Origin of the sequence: Halorussus litoreus, assembly GCF_003382685.1 — an archaeon.
In the GTDB taxonomy this organism is placed as follows: domain Archaea; phylum Halobacteriota; class Halobacteria; order Halobacteriales; family Haladaptataceae; genus Halorussus; species Halorussus litoreus.
Genome location: NZ_KZ859512.1, coordinates 88,256 through 108,875, shown reverse-complemented (window position 1 = coordinate 108,875; position 20,620 = coordinate 88,256). Strand labels below are relative to the sequence as shown.

The 20,620-nt window shown below is 66.1% G+C and carries 24 protein-coding genes; 15 read left to right on the top strand and 9 right to left on the bottom strand.

Annotated features, from left to right (window positions below):
* The first annotated feature begins 298 nt into the window (after positions 1 to 298).
* Both DPQ64_RS06350 and DPQ64_RS18660 read left to right on the top strand, forming a co-directional pair.
* On the top strand, positions 299 to 1,270 hold the full coding sequence (locus DPQ64_RS06350; RefSeq protein WP_115863513.1) for a beta propeller repeat protein: 972 nt from the start codon (positions 299 to 301) through the stop codon (positions 1,268 to 1,270).
* Positions 1,271 to 1,368: 98 nt separating this feature from the next.
* A complete protein-coding gene (locus tag DPQ64_RS18660; protein WP_157971616.1) occupies positions 1,369 to 1,689 on the top strand; it encodes a hypothetical protein in 321 nt (106 codons plus the stop codon).
* Here the strand turns inward: DPQ64_RS18660 and DPQ64_RS06345 are convergent.
* Together DPQ64_RS06345 and DPQ64_RS06340 are read right to left on the bottom strand one after the other, a co-directional pair.
* Complete coding sequence (locus DPQ64_RS06345; RefSeq protein ID WP_115863512.1) at positions 1,655 to 2,047, bottom strand: DUF5811 family protein; 393 nt, start codon at positions 2,045 to 2,047, stop codon at positions 1,655 to 1,657. The genes DPQ64_RS18660 and DPQ64_RS06345 overlap by 35 nt on opposite strands.
* A 783-nt stretch (positions 2,048 to 2,830) precedes the next feature.
* On the bottom strand, positions 2,831 to 3,307 hold the full coding sequence (locus DPQ64_RS06340; protein WP_115863511.1) for a pyruvoyl-dependent arginine decarboxylase: 477 nt from the start codon (positions 3,305 to 3,307) through the stop codon (positions 2,831 to 2,833).
* A 138-nt stretch (positions 3,308 to 3,445) separates the two neighbouring features.
* Between DPQ64_RS06340 and pepF the strand changes: the two genes are divergently transcribed.
* On the top strand, positions 3,446 to 5,239 hold the full coding sequence (gene pepF / locus DPQ64_RS06335; protein ID WP_115863510.1) for an oligoendopeptidase F: 1,794 nt from the start codon (positions 3,446 to 3,448) through the stop codon (positions 5,237 to 5,239).
* Between the two features lie 94 nt (positions 5,240 to 5,333).
* Here the strand turns inward: pepF and DPQ64_RS18655 are convergent, their stop codons facing one another.
* Positions 5,334 to 5,489: a hypothetical protein gene (locus DPQ64_RS18655; protein ID WP_157971615.1), complete on the bottom strand. Its 156-nt coding sequence runs from the start codon at positions 5,487 to 5,489 to the stop codon at positions 5,334 to 5,336.
* 173 nt (positions 5,490 to 5,662) lie between these two features.
* On the opposite strand from DPQ64_RS18655, the gene pan2 reads away from it, so the two are divergent.
* Positions 5,663 to 6,901, top strand: a complete 1,239-nt coding sequence (gene pan2 / locus DPQ64_RS06330) for a proteasome-activating nucleotidase Pan2 (protein WP_115863509.1) — start codon at positions 5,663 to 5,665, stop codon at positions 6,899 to 6,901.
* A gap of 198 nt (positions 6,902 to 7,099) precedes the next feature.
* Here pan2 and DPQ64_RS18650 read toward each other — a convergent pair whose 3' ends face one another.
* The gene (locus DPQ64_RS18650; protein WP_157971614.1) at positions 7,100 to 7,300 is read right to left on the bottom strand and encodes a hypothetical protein; all 201 of its coding nucleotides are present in this window, start codon (positions 7,298 to 7,300) and stop codon (positions 7,100 to 7,102) included.
* Between the two features lie 136 nt (positions 7,301 to 7,436).
* Between DPQ64_RS18650 and DPQ64_RS06325 the strand changes: the two genes are divergently transcribed.
* Both DPQ64_RS06325 and DPQ64_RS06320 read left to right on the top strand, forming a co-directional pair.
* Positions 7,437 to 8,477 (top strand): hypothetical protein, encoded by a 1,041-nt coding sequence (locus DPQ64_RS06325; RefSeq protein WP_157971613.1) that lies wholly within the window; start codon positions 7,437 to 7,439, stop codon positions 8,475 to 8,477.
* 188 nt (positions 8,478 to 8,665) lie between these two features.
* A complete protein-coding gene (locus DPQ64_RS06320) occupies positions 8,666 to 8,941 on the top strand; it encodes a DUF5808 domain-containing protein (protein WP_115863507.1) in 276 nt (91 codons plus the stop codon).
* Positions 8,942 to 9,203: 262 nt separating this feature from the next.
* Here DPQ64_RS06320 and DPQ64_RS06315 read toward each other — a convergent pair whose 3' ends face one another.
* On the bottom strand, positions 9,204 to 10,157 hold the full coding sequence (locus DPQ64_RS06315) for a winged helix-turn-helix domain-containing protein (protein WP_115863506.1): 954 nt from the start codon (positions 10,155 to 10,157) through the stop codon (positions 9,204 to 9,206).
* A 226-nt stretch (positions 10,158 to 10,383) separates the two neighbouring features.
* Between DPQ64_RS06315 and DPQ64_RS06310 the strand changes: the two genes are divergently transcribed.
* The 9 genes from DPQ64_RS06310 to DPQ64_RS06265 all read left to right on the top strand — a co-directional run bounded on the left by DPQ64_RS06310 (position 10,384) and on the right by DPQ64_RS06265 (position 16,860).
* Positions 10,384 to 11,616 carry a translation initiation factor IF-2 subunit gamma gene (locus DPQ64_RS06310; protein WP_115863505.1) on the top strand — a complete coding sequence of 411 codons (1,233 nt, stop codon included), beginning with the start codon at positions 10,384 to 10,386 and terminating at the stop codon, positions 11,614 to 11,616.
* A gap of 1 nt (position 11,617) precedes the next feature.
* Positions 11,618 to 11,998 carry a DUF188 domain-containing protein gene (locus DPQ64_RS06305; RefSeq protein WP_115863504.1) on the top strand — a complete coding sequence of 127 codons (381 nt, stop codon included), beginning with the start codon at positions 11,618 to 11,620 and terminating at the stop codon, positions 11,996 to 11,998.
* Positions 11,999 to 12,000: 2 nt separating this feature from the next.
* Positions 12,001 to 12,573 carry a DNA-directed RNA polymerase gene (locus DPQ64_RS06300; protein WP_115863503.1) on the top strand — a complete coding sequence of 191 codons (573 nt, stop codon included), beginning with the start codon at positions 12,001 to 12,003 and terminating at the stop codon, positions 12,571 to 12,573.
* Positions 12,574 to 12,575: 2 nt separating this feature from the next.
* Complete coding sequence (gene spt4 / locus DPQ64_RS06295) at positions 12,576 to 12,773, top strand: transcription elongation factor subunit Spt4 (RefSeq protein ID WP_115863502.1); 198 nt, start codon at positions 12,576 to 12,578, stop codon at positions 12,771 to 12,773.
* Positions 12,774 to 12,798: 25 nt separating this feature from the next.
* The gene (locus tag DPQ64_RS06290; protein WP_198662028.1) at positions 12,799 to 13,350 is read left to right on the top strand and encodes a GTP-dependent dephospho-CoA kinase family protein; all 552 of its coding nucleotides are present in this window, start codon (positions 12,799 to 12,801) and stop codon (positions 13,348 to 13,350) included.
* 323 nt (positions 13,351 to 13,673) lie between these two features.
* Positions 13,674 to 13,991, top strand: a complete 318-nt coding sequence (locus DPQ64_RS06280) for a 30S ribosomal protein S24e (protein WP_115863501.1) — start codon at positions 13,674 to 13,676, stop codon at positions 13,989 to 13,991.
* Positions 13,991 to 14,125 (top strand): 30S ribosomal protein S27ae, encoded by a 135-nt coding sequence (locus DPQ64_RS06275; RefSeq protein ID WP_115863500.1) that lies wholly within the window; start codon positions 13,991 to 13,993, stop codon positions 14,123 to 14,125. The genes DPQ64_RS06280 and DPQ64_RS06275 overlap by 1 nt, the downstream gene beginning before the upstream one ends.
* Before the next feature lie 3 nt (positions 14,126 to 14,128).
* A complete protein-coding gene (locus DPQ64_RS06270) occupies positions 14,129 to 15,844 on the top strand; it encodes a bifunctional N(6)-L-threonylcarbamoyladenine synthase/serine/threonine protein kinase (RefSeq protein ID WP_115863499.1) in 1,716 nt (571 codons plus the stop codon).
* 239 nt (positions 15,845 to 16,083) lie between these two features.
* Entirely contained in the window at positions 16,084 to 16,860 is a 777-nt protein-coding gene (locus DPQ64_RS06265) for a hypothetical protein (protein ID WP_115863498.1), read from the top strand.
* A 68-nt stretch (positions 16,861 to 16,928) separates the two neighbouring features.
* Here DPQ64_RS06265 and DPQ64_RS06260 read toward each other — a convergent pair whose 3' ends face one another.
* The 4 genes from DPQ64_RS06260 to hisS form a co-directional block, all read right to left on the bottom strand.
* Positions 16,929 to 17,474, bottom strand: coding sequence for an XTP/dITP diphosphatase (locus tag DPQ64_RS06260; protein WP_115863497.1), 546 nt, complete (start codon positions 17,472 to 17,474; stop codon positions 16,929 to 16,931).
* 224 nt (positions 17,475 to 17,698) lie between these two features.
* Positions 17,699 to 18,493: a tRNA pseudouridine(38-40) synthase TruA gene (gene truA / locus DPQ64_RS06255; RefSeq protein WP_115863496.1), complete on the bottom strand. Its 795-nt coding sequence runs from the start codon at positions 18,491 to 18,493 to the stop codon at positions 17,699 to 17,701.
* Positions 18,494 to 18,771: 278 nt separating this feature from the next.
* The gene (locus DPQ64_RS06250) at positions 18,772 to 19,149 is read right to left on the bottom strand and encodes an SHOCT domain-containing protein (protein WP_115863495.1); all 378 of its coding nucleotides are present in this window, start codon (positions 19,147 to 19,149) and stop codon (positions 18,772 to 18,774) included.
* 45 nt (positions 19,150 to 19,194) lie between these two features.
* Complete coding sequence (hisS, locus tag DPQ64_RS06245) at positions 19,195 to 20,502, bottom strand: histidine--tRNA ligase (RefSeq protein WP_115863494.1); 1,308 nt, start codon at positions 20,500 to 20,502, stop codon at positions 19,195 to 19,197.
* Positions 20,503 to 20,620: the final 118 nt, after the last annotated feature.

The window sequence follows — 20,620 nt, the reverse complement described above, 5'->3', positions numbered from 1 at the left end:
GGTGCGCCGACCGCGGCCGCCCGTCGGGGTTCCAGCCGGTGGAATGGGCTTTTCGTTCCAGTCGGCGAATCGCGCTATCTGACCGTGTTCGGCACCTCTAACTCGCTTACTTGAAAGTTCGGTTCGTTTTTCTCATTATTTATCCCACATTAGTCAGTAATAGCACGTAGGAAAATAATCAATTAATGGCTTAGATATTTAGCCGTTCACACCTTCTCAGTCGGATTTAAACGGAGTAAACGTCACAAACGAGTCCCCCCATTGAAGTGATAGCCGCCGCTCAGCGCCGGGTGGAGCCATGACCGAACGTACGACGCGACGACGGTTCCTGACGGCATCGCTCGCAACGGTCGGCGCGACCGCCCTCCCCGCAGCCGCTGCAGCGAGTGGGACGGAGACCGCGGCCGAAACGGACTGGACCACCGCCGAGACCCCCACCGGCAACACCCTCTACGACGTGGAGTACACCGCGGACGGCGCGTACGCGGTCGGCGGCGGGGGCGTCGCCCTCGAACGCACCGCCGAGAGCTGGCGGAAGGCGTTCGACGGCGGCGTCACCGGCAACGGCAACTCGCTGTTCGGCGCGGACGTGACCGACGACGGCAAACGCCTCTGGATGGTCGGATCGAGCGGCGCGGTCGGCGAGTACGATGTGGAAACCGGCGTGCTCTACGATCACTCCGCGCCCACCGGGAGCACGAACAACTTCAACGACGTGTCCGTGACGGGCGAGGCCGGCGAGGCGAACGTCTACGTCGCGGGCGACTCGGGCAAGCTCTACTACAGCTTCGAGAACGGCGCGTCCCAGACGTGGAACTACGTCACGCCCGGCAGCGGGTCGGCGCTCTCGGCCGTCGACTTCCACGGCGTTCGCTCGGGCCACGTCGTCGACACCAACCAGCGCGTGTTCGCCACCGACGACGGCACGACGTGGAACGCTATCGGCATCGCCGACGCCAACGTCAACTTCTACGGCGTCGACAGCGACGCCAGCGACGACGTCTGGGTCTCTGGCGGTGGCGGGATGGTCTTCCACTGGGACGGCGCGAACTGGACGCCCGAGAGCCTCGGCGACGCTGGACTCCGGGACGTCGAGGTTACCGACGACGACAGCGAGGGCCTCACCGTCGGCGGCGGCGGGAAGATCTTCGACAAGACCGGCCGCAAGTGGGCTCAGGAGAGCACGCCTGCTGGCGAGAACCTGAAGGCCGTGGTCCGGGGCGCAACCGACATCGCAGTCGGCGCTGGCGGCACAGTCGTCGAGCGGTAGACGTCGGCAGACAGTCCCGAACAGCACTCGCCACGGCTACCACTGAGCAATAATTTTTAGTCCGCGACGACCCAACCGTATTACTGGAAGGTGGTTTCATGCTGGAGAAGCATCGACTACCAAGTGGGAAGGCTGGCGAACCGGACCTTGCTGACGGCGTGGCGACCCTATCCTTCTACGACGTCGCGCTCGCCGTGCTTCCGGTCCCGTTGCTGGTCGGCCTTCTCACCGAAGAACTGCTCGCGCTGACGCCCGGGTCCGGGACGGCACTCGGCGCAGTGATCTCCGCGCTCGTGGTCGGCTACCTGCTGTTCGGAAATCCGCCGATGCGGCGGGGGCCGTCACCGGGTCGGGAGGGCGCGTCGACGGGTCGGGACTCGCGGCCTATCGAGCAGTCGGCGTCAGGTCGTTGCCCATGACCTGCTTGACCTGTAGCGCCGCGCTCGCGGCGAGTCCGCGCGCAACCTCGTCCTCCTCGTGAGTGTCGAGTTCGTCGCCGTCGAAGTCTTCTATGTCCGGCCGGAACCCAGCACTGACGGGGTGGCCGACCGGCGGCTGGACCGACACCTGCGCCTGCGGGCCGTTGCCCGCGTCGCCGACCTTCGACCCGACCACGTACTCGTCGGGGAGGAACTCGCGCGTCCGGGTCGCGATGGCCGTGATGCTGTTGCGGAGCGACTGCTTCTGTTCGGTGGAGAGCTCGGGCACGTCCGCGTTCGCGCGGTGACCAGCTTCCGTGACGCCGTCGACACCCGCGTAGGGGTTGTTCCCGTTCATCTGGGCACTCTTAGTAGCCCGAGGGCTTAAAAGCTCCCGCCTCCGGCAGGTTGGAAGGATGTAACACGGACGAACGCGAGTGAGATCCGGCTTACTGACTCGATGGAGTGAGACACTGCTTCCGCGAGAATCAGAGTGAGAGACTGCCTCCGCAAGTATCTCAAATTCTGACCCGGCGCGCGCGAGCAACGCGCGGCGCGGAGCGCCGCGACGAGCGAGCGGTGTCTTGGCGAGCGACGCGAGCCAAGGCTCGGAAGAGCGAAGCTCTTCCGGTGGAACCGCGAGCAACGCGCGCGAGGGACGAACGACCGAGCGCAGCGAGGGAGAGAGGAGGCTGGGGAGGACGAGGTGCGGTGTGGTGCGGTGCGGTTTCTCATATGCATCGGCAGTAGCTAGCTTCTCCAGCACGAGATATTCTGATGTGAGAGTCGAAGAAGCTAGCTATCGCTTGAGCCTAGGCGTGACCGCACCGCGACCGCACAACACCGCATCACCCTCACGCCTCCCCAGCCTCCTGCGCTTCTCGGCCTGCGGCTTGCGATGCTCGTCCACCGTCAGAGCAAGCTCTGACGAGCCTGCAGTCGTCGTCCGAGAGAGCTTCGCTCTCTCGTGATCACGAAAATCTCCGATTTTCGAACGACTTCGCTCCTGCAGACCTCGCGCGTTTTGGCGCGACACGGAGGTCGCGCCAGCACGCGCCGAGTACAATGAACTGCCAGCGCACGCCGGATGGAAGAATCGACACTCACGAGAACGGAGTGGTCACCCGAGAACGAGAAAAACCTACAAAATCGGCTCGCTCTCGCCGTAGGCCGCCACCACCACGGCCGCGGCGTAGGTCCCCGGTTCGGCGTCGACGCTCGCGGTCTCGACGCGCTCGTCCACGAACGTCCAGTCGCGGAGGTCCCGCCCCGCATCGAGGCCAGCCCGAACGCGCTCGGCGACGTCCTCGGGATCGGTTTCGCCCGCGGTCTCGTAGAACAGGCCCGGACCGTCCTCGGTGGTCGTCCAGCCGAGCGCGGCCGACACGTGGCCCGGTCCCGCGCAGGTCGCGCGGGCCTGCACGACCGTCAGGCGCTCGCCCGCGGGGCCCAGGTCCGGGGCCGTACCGACCGCTTCGACCGGCGCGTCGGCCGGGATGACCGACGAGACCGTCACGAGGTTGTAGTCGTGGAGGTTCGCGTCCGCGAGGGCCGCGTCGTAGGCCGCCATCTCCGTGGGGCCGGACCCGGTTCCCCACGCCACCCGAATCGTGCTCATGGTCGGGGGAAAGTCGACCGGGAAGGTAAGGGGTTGCGATTTCCGATTCTGCGGGAGCGGTCGGGGGTCTCGAACAGGTTCCGGAAGACCGGTTCCGAATGACAAAGGCTTACAGCGCCGGTATCCCTACGGTGGGGTATGAGTTCGGTTCCCGAACGTTCGGAGATCGACGCGGAGTACAAGTGGGACCTCGAAAGCATCTACGCGACCGACGACGAGTGGGAGCAGGCCTACGAGGAGGTCGAGGAGCGACTCGACGAGCTGTCGGCCTACGAGGGCCGAGCCACCGAGGACGGCGAGACGCTGCTGGAGGTACTCGAGCTGAGCGAGGAGCTGTCCCGGAAGGTCGAGACGGTCGCGGCCTACGCTCGAATGCGCAAGGACGAGAACACCGCCGACCAGCAGTATCAGGCGCTATCCTCCCGCGCGAGGGCGCTGGCCTCCGAGGCCAACAGCGCGGCGAGCTTCATCGACCCCGAGATCCAGTCGCTCGACGGCGACGAACTCGACCACATGATCGAGACGACCGACGGACTGGAGACGTACGACCACTACCTCCACGACGTGCTGCGGCTGGCCGACCACACCCGCTCGTCGGAGGTGGAGAACGTGCTGGCGGAACTCGGCGAGGTCACGGGCGCGTCGAGCGAGATCTACAACATGCTGTTGAACTCCGACATGGAGTTCCCGACCGTCGAGAAGCCCGACGGCGACGCGGTCGAGATCACCCAGAACAACCTCACGACGCTGCTCAAGAACCCCGACCGCGAGTTCCGCGAGACCGTCTACGAGGAGTTCTTCGAGGAGCTGAGCACCGTCCACAACACCGTCGGGACCGCGCTGAAGAACGGCGTGACGACTGACGTTCGCCTCGCGGAGGTCCACGACTACGACACCGCCCGCGAGGCCGCCCTGAACGAGCCCAACGTCCCTGTCGAGGTGTACGACAACCTCGTCGACACGGTCCGGGACAACCTCGACAAGCTCCACCGTCACGCCGAGCTAAAGCGCGAGAGTCTCGGCGTCGACGAACTCCGGATGTGGGACCTCTACATGCCGATGACCGAGACCGAAACGCCCGACGTGGCGTACGAGGAGGGCCGCGACCACGTCGTGGAAGCGCTGGGTGCACTCGGCGACGACTACCAGCGGCGGGTCGCCGAAGGGCTCGAATCCCGGTGGGTCGACGTGTACGAAACTGCGAACAAGCGGTCGGGCGCGTACAGCAGCGGCACGTACGACACCCAGCCGTTCATCCTCATGAACTGGCAGGACGACATCTCCTCGATGTTCACGCTGGCCCACGAACTCGGCCACTCGCTTCACTCCCAGCTCACCAGTGAGAACCAGCCGTACGTCTACGGGAGCTACGAGATCTTCGTCGCGGAGGTCGCCAGCACCGTCAACGAGACGCTGCTGACCCACCACCTGCTCGACACCGTTGAGGACCCCACGTTCCGGCGACACGTCCTCAACGAGTATCTCGAACGGTTCCGCTCGACGCTGTACCGCCAGACCATGTTCGCCGACTTCGAGCATCAGACCCATCAGGTCGTCGAGGACGGCGAGGCGCTCACGCCCGAGCGCGCCGACGAGATCTACGGCGACCTCAAGGCGGAGTTCTACGAACCCGCGGTCGTGGACGACCACATCGCTCGTGAGTGGGCACGGATTCCGCACTTCTTCAACTACAGCTACTACGTCTACCAGTACAGCACCGGCATCAGCGCGGCCGTGGCGCTGGGCGAGAACATCCTCGACGGCGACGACGAGGCCGCCGAGCAGTACCTCGAGTTCCTCCAGAGCGGGTCGACCGACTACCCGCTCGACCTGCTCCGGACCGCGGGCGTCGACATGTCCTCGCCCGACCCCATCCAGCGGGCGCTCGACGCGTACGACGACCACCTCGACGAGATGGAGTCGCTGATCTGAGCGGCGAGCGCGCTCGCGGAGAGCGGTATTTTTCGTCGAATCGTCGGGACGGATTATAAAACGGAACTGCACGGTTCGACGCGTCAGGCTGCGCTCACCAGCAGAGACAGGAGTCCGTGCAACCGCCCGTCGCGCTGAGGCTGCAGTTGATCTCGGGGAGGCTCTCAGTCTCGAATGCCTCGTCGAACATCGCTTTGATGTCGGTACGGGTCCCGTCGGTCAGCTCGTCGGATGTCTGTGTCTCGGACATCACCCGACAACCCCGCATTCAAATTCTTTAATTTATCTTTTATTAGATGAATAAATATAGAGGGCAGAGGGTAGCGTAGATACACCAGCAGAACCTCACCTCAGATATTTATTGGAGGAGAGAGCCGCGACCCAAAGGCACTTTTAAGACCGGGCATTAGGAGAGCCTAACAGATGTCGCGTAGCCCAACTCTCCCGGACCAACCCACACTGGAACTCGACCCCGAAATGAGCGACAGGGAACGGCTCGCGGCGCTCCGCGACCACTACACCGAGATCGTGGACGTGAACGCCACGCTCGAGCGACGGCTGGGGGCCGCCCGCGACCGCCGCGAGGAACTCAGCGAGGAGGTCGACAAACTCGAACGCGAAAACGAGACGCTCAAGACAACCTCGCTGTACGTCGCCACCGCCGAGGAGATCACCGACGACGGCATCATCATCAAACAGCACGGCAACAACCAGGAGGTGCTGACCGAGGTGTCGCCCCAGCTCCGCGAGGAGATCGAGTCGGGCGACCGCGTCGCGGTCAACGACTCCTTCACGGTCCAGACCCAGCTCGAATCCGAGAAGGACGCTCGCGCGCAGGCGATGGAGGTCGACGAGTCGCCCGAGGTGACCTACGACGACATCGGCGGGCTCGAAGCGCAGATGACGGAGGTCCGCGAGACCGTCGAGCAGCCCCTCGAGAACCCCGAGCAGTTCGAGGCGGTCGGCATCGACCCGCCGAGCGGCGTGCTCCTCCACGGCCCGCCCGGCACCGGGAAGACGATGCTGGCGCGCGCGGTCGCGAACCAGACCGACGCGACGTTCATCAAGATGGCCGGCTCGGAACTCGTCCAGAAGTTCATCGGCGAGGGCGCGAAGCTGGTCCGTGACCTGTTCGAACTGGCGAGCCAGCGCGAGCCCGCCATCGTCTTCATCGACGAGATCGACGCGGTGGCTTCGAAGCGAACGGACTCGAAGACCTCCGGGGACGCGGAGGTCCAGCGGACGATGATGCAACTCCTCTCGGAGATGGACGGCTTCGAGGACCGGGGCGAGATCCGCATCATCGCCGCGACCAACCGCTTCGACATGCTCGACCGCGCCATCCTCCGGCCCGGCCGCTTCGACCGCCTCATCGAGGTCCCCAAGCCCGACGACGAGGCGCGGCGCAAGATCCTCGACGTTCACACCCGCGACATGAGCGTCGCCGACGACGTGGACCTCGACGTGCTCGCGGGACAGACCGAGGGCAAGAGCGGCGCTGACATCGAGAGCCTGACGACCGAAGCTGGCATGTTCGCCATCCGCGACGGCCGGACCGAGGTTCGGCAGGACGACTTCACGGAGGCGCTGGAGAAACTCGACGGCGACGACGAGGAGACCGGCATCGTCACGCCGGGGTCGCTGCCGAGCTACGCGTACTGAGGATCGCGGCCGGTACGGGTCGGACTTCACTATTTGTCTCGGCGACGGACTCGGGCGGCGTTTTTGCGGGGCAGTCAGGTTCGCGGTCCGACTCCCCGGACCGCGAAACCGCCCTCGTTATGCGATAAATCGCCGACGAGTGGCGTCGCACCCGAAGCTATATCCAAGGGTGCTGTCAGTACAATGTATGCGTCGTCGTCACGTCCTGAAGCTGGGCCTCGTCGGGGTCGGCAGTCTCGCCGGCTGTACTACCGGCGAGGAGTCCGACGTCACCCCGACGAAGACAGTACCATCGACGACGAGGACACCGTCCTCGACGACCACCACGTCGGCGAACACGACGGCAGCGAACACGACGAGTGACGGGCCGGCCACCACGGAGCGTGAGAAGACAGACACGGTGTTCGTTAGCCCCGACGGGTCGGATTTTGACTCTGGATCGAAAGCCGAACCGCTTCGCTCGATCGGAGCGGCGCTGGAGAAGGTCGAACCGGGAGAGACGGTTCACGCGTTACCGGGACGACACACCGCCAAGGTGCGAACGACGAGCGGAGGCACGCCTGACGCACCGATCACGATCACCGGACCGCCGGACGCGGTATTCAACGCGGACGGGCCGTTCGAGATAAATCACAGCCACGTCCACCTTCGCGGGATGACCTTCGACGGCCTTCACCGGCCGGAGTCCCCCGAAGACCCGAACTCCTACAGCGAATCGATCCTCCAAGTCAACGAGTCGTTGTACGAGCAGATCAAGGCAGGTCGGGGCCCGACCGACACCGTCGACGAGAGCGAGTATCTGACAGACGTCGTCGTGAAACCCCACGCGGTGGGGAACTGCCGGGCCGACTTCATCAAGGTTCACTGGTCGAAGAACGTCGAGATAGGCGAGTTCGAAGTCATCGGCCCTGCGGGCGTGAAGTACCTCCTGGGAGACGCGAGCGGCCACAATGGCGAAGTCGTCTACGTCGGGAATCCGCCGGATAAAGGCTATCCAGTCGACGGCTCTCACGACATCCACGTTCACCACATCGACAACAGTGAGGGCTATCCCCACGCGGAACTGGTCGACGTGAAGGCGGGATGCCACGACGTCTTGATCGAATACTGCACGGACGCGGGTGGTGCAGGTCGCTACGTACTCGACGGCCACGATGCCACGGACGAACCGTCGATGCATCTCGGCGGCCGGGAGTGTACGCTGCGGTGGAACGTCATCGAGGGAAGCCACGGCCAAGGGGTCGAGGTCGCGGCGTGGGGGCTCGCAAATCCGGACGACTTCGCGGAGCATAAAGGCCTTCCGTACCCCGAGGAACTTCGCGACCACGGGCGAGCGAACTCGATCTACGGCAACCGGATCACCGAGTACGGCGGGCTCGCGATTCGATACCCGGTGGTCTATCCGGACGATGGGCCAAGCCACGTCGCCGAACGGTACGGCGCAGACGACCAGCGAGTCGTCTGCGGAAACGCTATCGACGGCCCGACCCACGGGAAACCGGACAGCACGTGTGATGGGGACGTGCCGACAACCGAACGAATCGGCCACCTCGGCGGCGACAGTCCCTGGAACTAACAAGCAGTCCCACGAGCGAGCAATCCCACGAGCGTCCGTGCAGCCGTCGAACCCGAATTCTCCCGTCGGTCGTGATGGACTCACACCGCGTACTCATCGACGCAACCGACGTCGTCGCTCGAAGAATGCCAACTGCACGACACCCCGAAGCCAAAGCACTTTATTCCTCTCCGACCTACTTATCTCACATGGTAGACAGACCCAGCACCGGCGAGCTATTCGGCGTCCCGTACAACTTCGACCGGCCGAGCATCGGCCGGATGCTGTCGGCCTACTGGAAGCCCGACGAGGGGATGCTGACCGAGAAACCGTTCGGCGTGGGGTACACGCTCAACCTCGCGAGTTGGCGGTCGTGGCTCGTGCTGGCAGTCGCGGGCGCGCTGCTCTGGCAGGAGCGCAACTCCGAGCGCGAGGCCGCCGCGGCCGAGGACGCCCCGGTCGAAGTGATCGTCGACGACGACTGATCCGCAGCGGTCGGACCGCTCTTCTCGCCGCCGGTCGGAACTGAGCACCAGTCGGAACGGAGAGCGGCAGGACTGGGCAGCGTCGCGCCCGGTGGCGAACCGCCCCCCCGCCGGCCCCTGGGCGACGACCAACGCCCCCCCCCGCGGCCCGCGGGGGGGGGCGCGCGGGCCCGGGCCGCGCGGGCCCCCCCCCCGCCGCGACGCTGCCCAGTTCGGGACGACCTTCGCGTCCTCTCCCGTCCGGGCGGCTTGTGCGTCCACCTCAGTCCGAGACGGCCTGCGCGCCCTCGTCCGCGGCCGACCGACAGCGCCGCTCCATGTCGAGCACGTCGAGGTCGCCGTCGAGCGTGACCGACAGCACCTCGTCGTCGAGCGGTATCTCGACCCGGATCTCCCACGGCTCCTCGGAGACGATGGTGGTGTACTCGTCGCTGACGCACCACGCGAGGTCCCAGTAGGGCTTCGTGCAGAGGTCGACGCCGTGGTCGCGGTGGAACGTCACCACGTCCGACTGGTCGAGCAGCGAGAGACCGACAGCCGAGTAGAGGCTGTGACGGCACTGCTGGCACTCGTGGTCGACCCGGACTTCGAGCCCGAGGAAGTCCTCCGCGTCGCGCGTGACGGTGGTACTCATCCGGCCGTTACACTCGGGACAGACGCCGTCGGCCGCGAGGCAGTGGAGGTGGCGCACGCGCTGGTTGAACGCCTCCATGATCTCCTCGCGCGTGCGGTCGTTCAGCCCGCCCGGCGGGAACGGGTAGCAGCCGTGGTTCTTCCCGCAGTCGGTGCAGTCGATGGCGAGTACGTCGTCGTCGTAGGCGGCCTGCAGGCTCGCGCCGCAGTTCGCACAGCTCCCGTCGATCTCGAACGGCCCGAGCTCGGGGTGTTCGTTGAACGAGCCCGCGAGGATGGCCCGGACGACCTTCTTGCCCGCCTGCCGGAAGTCGTAGCCGTCGTCGGTGCCGACGACGAACTGGTCGGTCAGCTGCTTGAGGTGGTAGTTGAACTGCGCGCTGTCGCGCATTTCCACCTCGCGACGAAGTTCAGAGAAGCTCACGGGGCGTTCCGGTGCTCGCCAGAGCGCCTCCAGAATCGACAGTCGGGTCTCGTTGGCGATGACCGAGAACGCCTCGGCCGGGGCCACGCAGTCGTCGCAGTCCTGGATGGTGGACTCCTCGCGGTCGCCTGCGGTGTTCGGCCCTGTCGTTCCGCTCATACGGTCAATTCCGACCGCATCCGGTTAAAGTGTTGCCTTGATCGCGTTTCTGTAGATCGACAATCATTTTCGAGGGCTCTCGCGAGCGAGGTGGCGGGACCCGTCGAGACTGGCGGCCCATCCACGACTCCCGACAGCAGTGCGCACGGTCACCCCGACCCAGAACAGCAGGTTTATCAGTCGTTCGGGGCGAAACTTCCAACAGGATTACTCTCAGGAGGTAACCTTGACAGGAAACAACGCCCAACCGGAGGTGAACATCGGGCTGGTCGGTCACGTCGACCACGGCAAGACGACGCTGGTGCAGGCACTCAGTGGCGAGTGGACGGACCAGCACTCCGAGGAGATGAAGCGCGGTATCTCTATCCGCCTCGGATACGCCGACGCGACGTTCCGGGACTGTCCCGACCGCGACGCGCCCGAGCGCTACACGGTCGAGGAGACGTGCCCGGACGGCAGCGAGAGCCAGCCGCTTCGCACCGTATCGTTCGTGGACGCGCCCGGCCACGAGACGCTGATGGCGACGATGCTGTCGGGAGCGGCCATCATGGACGGCGCGGTGCTCGTCGTCTCGGCCAGCGAACCGGTTCCGCAGGCCCAGACCGAGGAGCATCTGATGGCGCTCGACATCATCGGCATCGACAACATCGTCGTCGCCCAGAACAAGATCGACCTCGTGGATCGCGAGCAGGCCGAGCGAAACTACGAAGAGATACAGGAGTTCGTTTCGGGGACCGTCGCGGAGGACGCGCCGGTCGTGCCCATCTCCGCCCAGCAGGAGGTCAACATCGACCTCCTCATCCAGGCCATCGAGGAGGAGATCCCGACGCCCGACCGCGACCCGGACGCGGACCCGCGGATGCACGTCGCGCGGAGCTTCGACATCAACCGCCCGGGAACGACGTGGGACGGCCTCGTCGGCGGCGTCCTCGGCGGCAGCCTCGCCGAGGGACGGCTCACTGCGGGCGACGACCTCGAACTCCGCCCCGGCCGTGAGGTCGAGGAAGGCGGCGAGACCCGCTGGGAGCCCATCCAGACCGACGTGCGCTCGCTGCAGGCGGGCGGCGAGACGGTCGACGAGGTCACGCCCGGCGGACTGCTCGGCGTCGGCACGGGGCTCGACCCGAGTCTGACGAAGGGCGACGCGCTCGCCGGACAGATCGCCGGCACGCCCGGCGATCTCCCGCCGACGTGGCGGCAGTTCACTATGGAGGTAGACCTGCTCGAACGGCTCGTGGGACTCGACGATCAGGACATCGACGAGATCTCGACGGGCGAGCCGCTGATGCTCACCGTCGGCACCGCGACGACCGTCGGCTCCGTGACCAGCGCCCGCGAGGGCGAGTGCGAGGTCACGCTGAAACGTCCCGTCTGCGCGCCCGAGGGCGCGAAGATCGCCATCAACCGCCGCATCGGCGCGCGCTGGCGGCTCATCGGCGTGGGCACCCTCAGCGGATAGGATGGTCACGGTCGCCATGGACACCAGCGCACTCATGTCGCCGGTCGAAGCCGACGTGCGGATCTTCGACGAACTGGAGCGCCTTCTAGGCGATTTCGACTGTGCGGTCCCCGAGGCGGTCCGCGACGAACTCGCCAAACTCTCGGAAGGCGGAAACGGCGAGGAGGCGGTCGCGGCGAGCGTCGGGGCTGATCTGGCGGCCGACAGATGTCGGACGGTCGAACACGAGGCATCGTACGCAGACGACGCGCTGGTCGAACTCGCGCCCGAGTTCGACTACGTCGTCACGAACGACGGCCCCCTCAAGGAACGCCTGCTCGACGCGGGCACACAGGTAATTCATATAAGGGGCCGGAACAAACTCGGAATAAGCGAACCTTAGCAATGTACAAACGGGTCAGACTCAAGGATACGGTCGAGGTACCTCCGGAACACCTCGCGGAGGTGACGCCGGAACTGGTGAAGCAGCTCCTGCAGGACAAACTGGAGGGGCGCATGGACGAAGACGTCGGGAGCGTCGTCAGCGTCGTGAACGTACACGACATCGGCGACGGCGCGGTCCTGCCGAACCGGCCGGGGGTGTACTACGAGGCCGAGTTCGACGTGGTCACGTTCGACCCCCAGATGCAGGAAGTCGTCGACGGGGAGGTCGTGGAGGTCGTCAACTTCGGGGCGTTCGTCGGCATCGGGCCGGTCGACGGCCTGCTCCACGTCTCCCAGATCTCCGACGAGTACCTCGCCTACGACGAGGAGGGCCAGATGCTCGCCTCCCGAGAGTCCAACCGGACCCTCGGCGTCGGCGACGCGGTGCGGGCCCGCATCGTCACCAAGAGCATCGACGAACGCAACCCCCGCGAGAGCAAGATCGGGCTCACCGCCAAGCAGCCCGGGCTGGGCAAGCTCGGCTGGCTGAAAGAGGAGCGCGAGAAGCGGCAAGCGCCCACAGAGAGTGAGTAAGGATGGCCGGAGACCGCCTCGCCTGTCGCGAGTGCCACGCCGTGGTCGAGCCCGACGAAGACACCTGTCCCATCTGCGGGTCGACCAGTCTGACCGAAGACTGGGCCGGGTACGTCATCATCACCCATCCCGACGAGAGCGAGATCGCCGAGGAGATGGAAGTCGACCAGCCCGGCAAGTACGCGCTGAAGGTGCGGTAGCCAATCGAGGACGGAGGACCACGTCGTGACGGAGATTCTCGTCGAACTTCCCGAGGAACTGCGCGCCGAGATGCGCGAACCGATGGGGCCGATTTTCACCGACGCCGAGCAGTTGCTGGCCGAGGCTGGCGACCCCCTGATCGCGGTCGGTGACGTGGTGACCTACCACCTCGAACGCGCCGGCGTCGCGCCCGACGTGGCCGTCGTCGACGGCCTCACCAAGCGCGAGGAGGTCGCCGACGAGGTCGCGGCAGGCGTGGCCCGGCTCGGCGGCGAGGCGCGCGAAGTCCACGTCGAGAACCCCGCGGGGACTGTGACCCGCGAGATGGCCCGCGCCCTCCGCGAGGCGCTCGCGGCCCCCGAGCCGACCGTCGTCGTGGTCGACGGCGAGGAGGACCTCGTGACCCTGCCCGCCGTCGTGGCCGCGCCGCTCGGCGCCAGCGCGGTGTACGGCCAGCCCGACGAAGGGATGGTCCACACCGCGGTGACCGAGGAGTCGAAAGCGGCGATGCGCGATCTGCTGAGTCGGATGGACGGCGACCCGGACGCACTGTTCGAGATGCTTGACGCGTCGTGATTCGCAACCCACGGTTGCTGCTGCGGTCGCAGCCGCTGGTGCGGTCGCGGTCGCCGTTGCGGTCGTAGTCGCTGGTGCAGTCGCGGTCGCCGTTGCGGTCGAGTGCCAGCAGTTCTACCGCGAGCGAACGAACGTGAGCGAGCGGCCCAAGCGACAACCAAAGTGAGCGAGGGCGTAGCCCGAGCGAGCGACGGGAGGAGCGCAGTGGTTTTGGTCGAACGTTTGCCAGCGAGGGAGGCGTGCGCCGACCGAGCGCAGCAAAAGGTCGTTCGTAATCCTTTTACAGGCTACGTAGCCAAGTAGTGAGTAACTGAGCGATACACATGGAAGTCGAAATCCTCTCCGAGGAGCAGAATCCGATGCTCCACCGGTCCGAAGTGCGGTTCCAGATAGTGCACGACGACGCGACGCCCTCCCGGCTCTCCGTTCGGGACAGCCTCGCGGCGAAGCTCGACAAGGACTCCAGTCAGGTCGTGGTCCACGAGATGAACACCAAGTTCGGCATGCGAAAGACCGTCGGCTACGCGAAGGTGTACGACAGCTCCGAGGCGGCCCGCGACGTCGAACAGGACCACATGCTCGAGCGCAACAAGATCACCGCCGACGGTGAGGGCGAGGCCGAAGCCGAGGAGGCCGAATAATGGCTCGAAACGAGCTGTACAACGACGACGGCACCACCGACAAGGAAAAATGTACCCGGTGTGGCGACGCGTTCCTCGCCGACCACGGCGACCGCCTCCACTGCGGTCGGTGTGGCTACACCGAGTGGAAATAGCTGATGCAAATCCTCGGTATCGAGGGCACTGCGTGGGCCGCGAGCGCCGCGGTGTACGACATCGAATCCGGTCCCGAGTCCGTTTTTATCGAGACCGACGCCTACCAGCCCGACAGCGGCGGTATCAACCCGCGCGAGGCCGCAGAGCACATGAGCGACGCGATTCCGCGAGTCGTGGAGACCGCGCTCGCGGCGGCTGACGGGCCCATCGACGCGGTCGCGTTCTCGCGTGGGCCGGGACTCGGTCCGTGCCTGCGCACCGTGGGAACGGCCGCGCGGGCGCTCGCGGGGACGCTCGACGTGCCGCTCGTCGGCGTCAACCACATGGTGGCCCACCTCGAGATCGGCCGCCAGCAGTCAGGGTTCGACTCGCCGGTCTGCCTGAACGCCTCGGGTGCGAACGCCCACGTGCTGGGTTACCGCAACGGCCGGTACCGCGTGCTCGGCGAGACGATGGACACCGGCGTCGGCAACGCGCTCGACAAGTTCACGCGCCACGTCGGCTGGAGTCATCCGGGCGGGCCGAAGGTCGAGCAGGCCGCAAAAGACGGCGAGTACGTCGACCTGCCGTACGTCGTGAAGGGGATGGACTTCTCCTTCTCGGGCATCATGAGCGCCGCGAAGGACGCCTACGACGGCCGACCGCGGGGCGGAGGCGGTGACGACGACCGAGGCGGAAACGACCGAGACGACGACGACGGCGAGGGCGTCCCCGTCGAGGACGTCTGCTACTCCCTGCAAGAGAACTTTTTCGCCATGCTGACAGAGGTCGCCGAGCGCGCGCTCTCGCTGACGGGCAGCGACGAACTGGTTCTCGGCGGCGGCGTCGGGCAGAACGACCGGCTCCGGGAGATGCTCGCGACGATGTGCGACCAGCGTGGCGCGGACTTTTTCGCACCCGAACCACGCTTCCTCCGGGACAACGCCGGGATGATCGCCATCCTCGGTGCGGAGATGGTCCGCGCGGGCGATACGCTCGACGTGGACGAGTCGGCGGTCGACCCGGACTTCCGGCCGGACGAAGTCCCGGTCACGTGGCGCGCGAGACGCGAAGCCTCTCGGAACGAGCGAGCGGCGGAGCCGCGAGCAGGCGACTCGGAGTCCGTGGACCGGTGGCGAGACGAGAGCGACGAGATCGAGGGCGCGGAGGCCACGGTGGAGATCGGCGACGAGCGCGTGACGAAGCGTCGCCTGCCCAAGCGCTACCGCCATCCGGAACTGGACGCGCGCCTCCGGCGCGACCGGACGGTGCTCGAAGCGCGGCTCACCAGCGAGGCGCGCAGGCACGGCGTGCCGACGCCCGTGGTCTACGACGTGGACCCCGAGGAGGGCGTGCTGGTGTTCGAGCGCGTGGGCGAGGCCGACCTCCGCGCGGACCTGACCGCCGACCGCGTGCGCGACGTGGCCCGACACCTCGCCACGATACACGCCGCGGGGTTCGTCCACGGCGACCCGACCACGCGGAATGTGCGGGTCGGCGGAGCTGGTGGGTCGGCGGACGCAGACCGAACCTACCTCATCGACTTCGGGCTCGGCTACTACTCCGCCGACGACGAGGACTACGCGATGGACCTGCACGTCCTCGCCCAGAGCCTGGCGGGGACCGCGGACGACGCCGAAGAACTTCGGCGGGAGTTCGAGGAGGCGTACGCCGAGGCGGGCGACGAGGCGGTACTGGACCGGCTCCGGGAGATCGAGGGTCGCGGTCGGTATCAGTGACGTTTTTCGGGGCGAATCGTTGCAACTGACACGCCAATTGCCCGGGTTCGGACCTCCGCAGACTCATTCGGCGTAACGTACGAGAGCGGTTATCTGCGCGCTCGCATTCGATGGTCCGACATGTACCGGGACATGCAATTGTTAATCCGTGCATTGCAGACTTTATATATCTATCTAGAATTAAAATTTAAATGCTGTTGTGTGGTGTTTTATATTGGGCAGACGCCCCGTGAAACGAAATGAACAGAAGAAAGTTCCTGCGTAGATTTGGCCTCGCCGGCACGACCCTAGCACTCGGGACGGGCACGGTAAACGCGGCGGCATCCTCCACGACGGAGGTTCGGACCTTCCGTTACGAGGAGACGGACTACGGGACCGTGACCGACTGCCACGACGCCTTCGAAGACGTGTGGGAGAACACCGTCAACCTTAGCGGGGGCTACCCCGCCAACACATCCTACGAGCAGTGGATCACCTACGACGAGTTAGAACCACACCTCCAGAACAACGAGGACAAGGAAGATCCCATCTACGACGCGTTCCGAGACTGGGTGATGGACAACTACTCCAACACCGAGGCAGAGGGCAAGGTCTGGACCTTCCTCCCTGACGTCCAAGACACCAAACTGACCGACTGGCACGGCGGTGCCGCTGGAAAGGGCGCGAGCGGAGCGTGGCAACCCAACGACCTCGCGACAAGCGCCAACTACATTACATCCGGGTGCGTGGAGGGGTACAAGCGTGCGTTCGTCCACGAGGTCGTCCACTGTTGCATCCACGAAGAGCTCACCCACCACCACCTTGGCGACCACTACGAGAGCGGTGTCGACGCTTGTGGCGGCACCTACACGCAGACCGCCATGGGTGCCGGGCACTGTAGTACCACGCACAGCTACACCCTGCCGGAAACCTACTGGCTCGGTGACACCACTACAGAGGCCATCAGGCAGTATCTCACCGACCTGAGTCATCCCGGCGACCTGCCGTACTGCATGTACGACCCGCAGGCTCCCTGACTACTCGTCCGTCTTTTCTGCGAGTAACGTGGCTACCGTTGATGAATTGCAACACGAGCAGAGTCCAGTTACTCGGCCCGTTCGGCGAGCCAGTCGGCGAGTTTCGCCAGCGCGCGACCCCGATGCGAGATAGCGTTCTTGCGCTCGGTGCTCATCTCGGCCAGCGTGGTTCCCTCGTGCTCGAAGATGGGGTCGTAGCCGAACCCACCCTCGCCCCGCGGGGCTACGATGCGGCCCGGCACGCTCCCCGCGAACGTCTCGGCGCGCTCGCCGTCGTAGTACGCGACCACGCCCCGGAAGCGCGCCCGGCGATTGTCCTCGGCCTCGGCGAGCCGCCAGACGCGCTCGACGCCCACGGTGTCCTCGACGTAGGCCGAGTACGGGCCGGGAAACCCCCCGAGCGCGTCGACGAACAGCCCCGAGTCGTCGACGACCACTGGTTCCTCGCCACCGGTCGCCTCGAAGGCCTCTTTCGCGCCGGCGACCGCGATTGCCGCGAGGTCGTCGCTCTGGATCTCGGTGTAGTCGTAGTTGACCTGCTCGACCGCCTGGTCGAGGTACTCGCGGGCCTCCTCGACCTTCCCCTCGTTGCTCGTCACGAATCTGATGGTCATTCTCGGAAACTCACGCTCGTTGGTTTTCGGTCGGTCTGCGCGGCGGTTATAGGCGTTGGTTCCGGCGACCGAACTGGAGTCTCTCCGTTCCGACCGAATCCGTCGCGACCGACGAAATCGCGCGCCGGCCGTCCGACACCGTGGTCGAGAACCTCCGGTCGGGCAACTACGAAGAAGGGATGAAAGCGGCCGGAATCTGGCCGAGCGGCTGGAGCCGAGTTCGACTAGTCGAGTCCGAGCAGGACTTCCCGAGTCACCCGCGTCCCGGTCGCCCGCTCCTCGCGCAGCGCCTCGAACGCTTCGCGCGCGCTCGCGGCAGCCTCCTCGTCCACCGTGAACGTCAGTTCGGGGTAGCCAACGTCCATCAAGACGAGAGGATACGCCGGGGCAGGCGCGACGCCAGCAGGCCCTTCGACCGTGTCGGGACCCAGGACGCGCTCGACCTTCGCCATCGGGGCGTCGCCCGCCGCCACCGCGTGGACCAGCGACACCACCCGGCGGACCATCTGGCGGACGAACCCGCCCGCATGGAGTCGGAAGACGAGATATTCGCCGTCACGATTGACTTCCCCTCGTAACTCCCGCACGGTCCCCTCGTCGTCCGTCGTGAGGTTGTGGAAGTCGTTCGTCCCGCAGAGCGCGTCGAGAGCGCGCTCGGCGCGCGCGAGGTCGGCGTCGGGCGCGTAGCAGTGATAGACGTACTCCCGGAACGCGGCGTCGTGGGTCGCGTGGAACCCCGCGGAGGCCTCCGCACTCGCCCACGCTCGGATCGACCCCGGGAGTTCGCTGTTCAGCGCGGCGGGCGTCAGCCAGTCGGGAGACTCGAAGGCCACCGTCTGGGCGACCGCTGACACCCCGGCGTCGGTCCGGCCCGCCGCGGCGTAGCCCTCGGGTTTGCCTTCGGCGACTCCGAGTTCGGCCAACGCCTCGAAGATCCGGTCCTCGACGGTCGGGACGTCGGGCTGGCGCTGGAACCCGTGGAAGGGACGGCCGTCGTAGGCGACCCGGAAAGCGCGCATGGAGACTCGTACGCACCGTCGTCACTTAACGCCGGGTCAAATGCTCGCGTTCCCGTGAAGGTTTATACCGGAGGGCGCGACGAAAGTGCCCCGTGACGTAGGAATCGCCGCGAAGCGGCTCCGCGGGAGTACGGCACACCGCTTCGCTTCGACGAGGCGCACGACCGCCACGCGGTCGTGCGCCTCGCCCGTGCCGTCTGTTCGCCATTCGCGCCAGCAGTTGCTCCGACCGATACCGCTCGCTCCCGGGAACACTCCCTCAGCATCGTCGGCGACTCTCACTCCCGGTCGAACACGCGCTCCCTCGAATCGCCGACGTCGGTGTCCTCTGTCTCCAGCAGTCGTTCGAGCCGTCGCTCGAATTCCTCGTCGGTGAGGTCACCGCGTGCGTATCGCTCCCGGAGTTGCTCGACCGGATCGTCACCCGACGATTTCACCGTCTCGACACGGGAGTCGTCCCCCTCGCTTTCGACGATGGGCAGCGAGTCTCCGAGAAGCGCAACCAGCGGCACGACGAGGAAGAAGCCGAAGACGAAGATTACCGGGACGAGGAACTCTAGACTCAGCACCGCCGCCAGCGCCGTCAGGCCAAAGGTGAGGACCGACAGAATGCCGACGAGACGCTTCTTCTCGAACTGCACCGAACTCCGGGACATGGAAGACAGTCCGTTGGACGGCGACAAAAAAGTTGGATTTGCGGACTACTCGAAGTCCTCGTAGGTCGGCCGCGGTTCGTCCTCCGGCGGGAAGTCCTCGAGCGGCACGGCGGTCTGGTCGCCCGACGCCATGTCCTTGATCGTCACGTTCCCGTCTGCGAGGTCCTGCTCGCCCACGATGACCACCGTCTCGGCGTTGATGGAGTCGGCGTAGTCCAGCTGCGCGCCGAAGCTCCGGCCCGACACGTCGGTCTCGACCACGTGACCCTCGGCACGGAGCTCGCGGGTGATCGCGGCCGCTACGTCGCGGGTGTCGCCGACCTGCAGGACGTAGTAGTCGGTCGTGGCCGCTTCCTCGGGCCAGACGCCCGCGCGCTGGCAGAGCAGCGAGAGGGTCGCGGCACCCGGGGCGACGCCGACCGCGGGCGTGGGCTGGCCGCCGAAGCTCTCGATGAGGTCGTCGTAGCGGCCGCCACCGAACACCGACCGCCCGACCTCGCCGGTCGAGTCGAAGCACTCGAACACGACGCCGGTGTAGTAGTCGAGACCGCGGGCCGTCCGGAGCGAGAGGTCGCAGAACTCGCGCGCGCCGAAGTCCGCCGTGGCGTCGAGCACGTTCTGGAGGTTCGTGACCGCGTTCTCGACGCGGTCGGTTCCGGCGAACGCGACGAGGTCGTCGAGGTCGTCTTCCGGGGTGTCGAGCAGGTCGTCGAACTCCTCGGCCTGGTCGTAGGAGAGCCCGGCGTCAGAGAGCAGGCCGTAGTACTCCTCGCGGTCGACCTTCGCGCTCTTGTCCACCGCGCGGATGGCCGCGCCAGTGTCCACGTCGGCGTCGAAGGCCGCCAGCAGCCCGCCGAGGATGTCGCGGTGGCTCACGCGGAACTCGAAGTCCTCGCCCGAGAGGCCGAGCCCGGTCAGCGCGTCGGCCGCGAACGCGAGCACCTCGGCGTCGGCCGCGGGGTCGGTCGAGCCGAAGATGTCGACGTTGGTCTGGTAGAATTCGCGGTAGCGACCCTGCTGGGGCTCCTCGTACCGCCAGAACGGCCGCGTCGAGAACCACTTGATTGGCTTGGACAGCGCCTGCTGTTTGGCCACCACCATCCGCGCGACGGTCGGGGTGAGCTCGGGAGTCATGGCGACCTCGCGGCCGCCCTGATCCTCGAAGGCGTACAGCTCCTCGACGATCTCCTCGCCGCTCTTGTCGACGTACATCTCGGTGCGTTCGAGCGCGGGCGTGCCGATCTCCCGGAAGCCGTACCGGCGCGCGGTGTCTTCGAGCGTGTCGAACATCTCCCGCCGCGCGCCCATCTCCGGCGGGTAGAAGTCCCGGAACCCCTTGATTCGGTCGTACATGGGGAGTCGTTGGGCGAGCGCGCGCTTGAAGCTTTTACTTCTCGTCCGTCTTGCTGGCCACCCTGACGTGCGCTGGATTCTCTTTCCACTCGGCGTGCGCTGGTTATCATTCCACCCG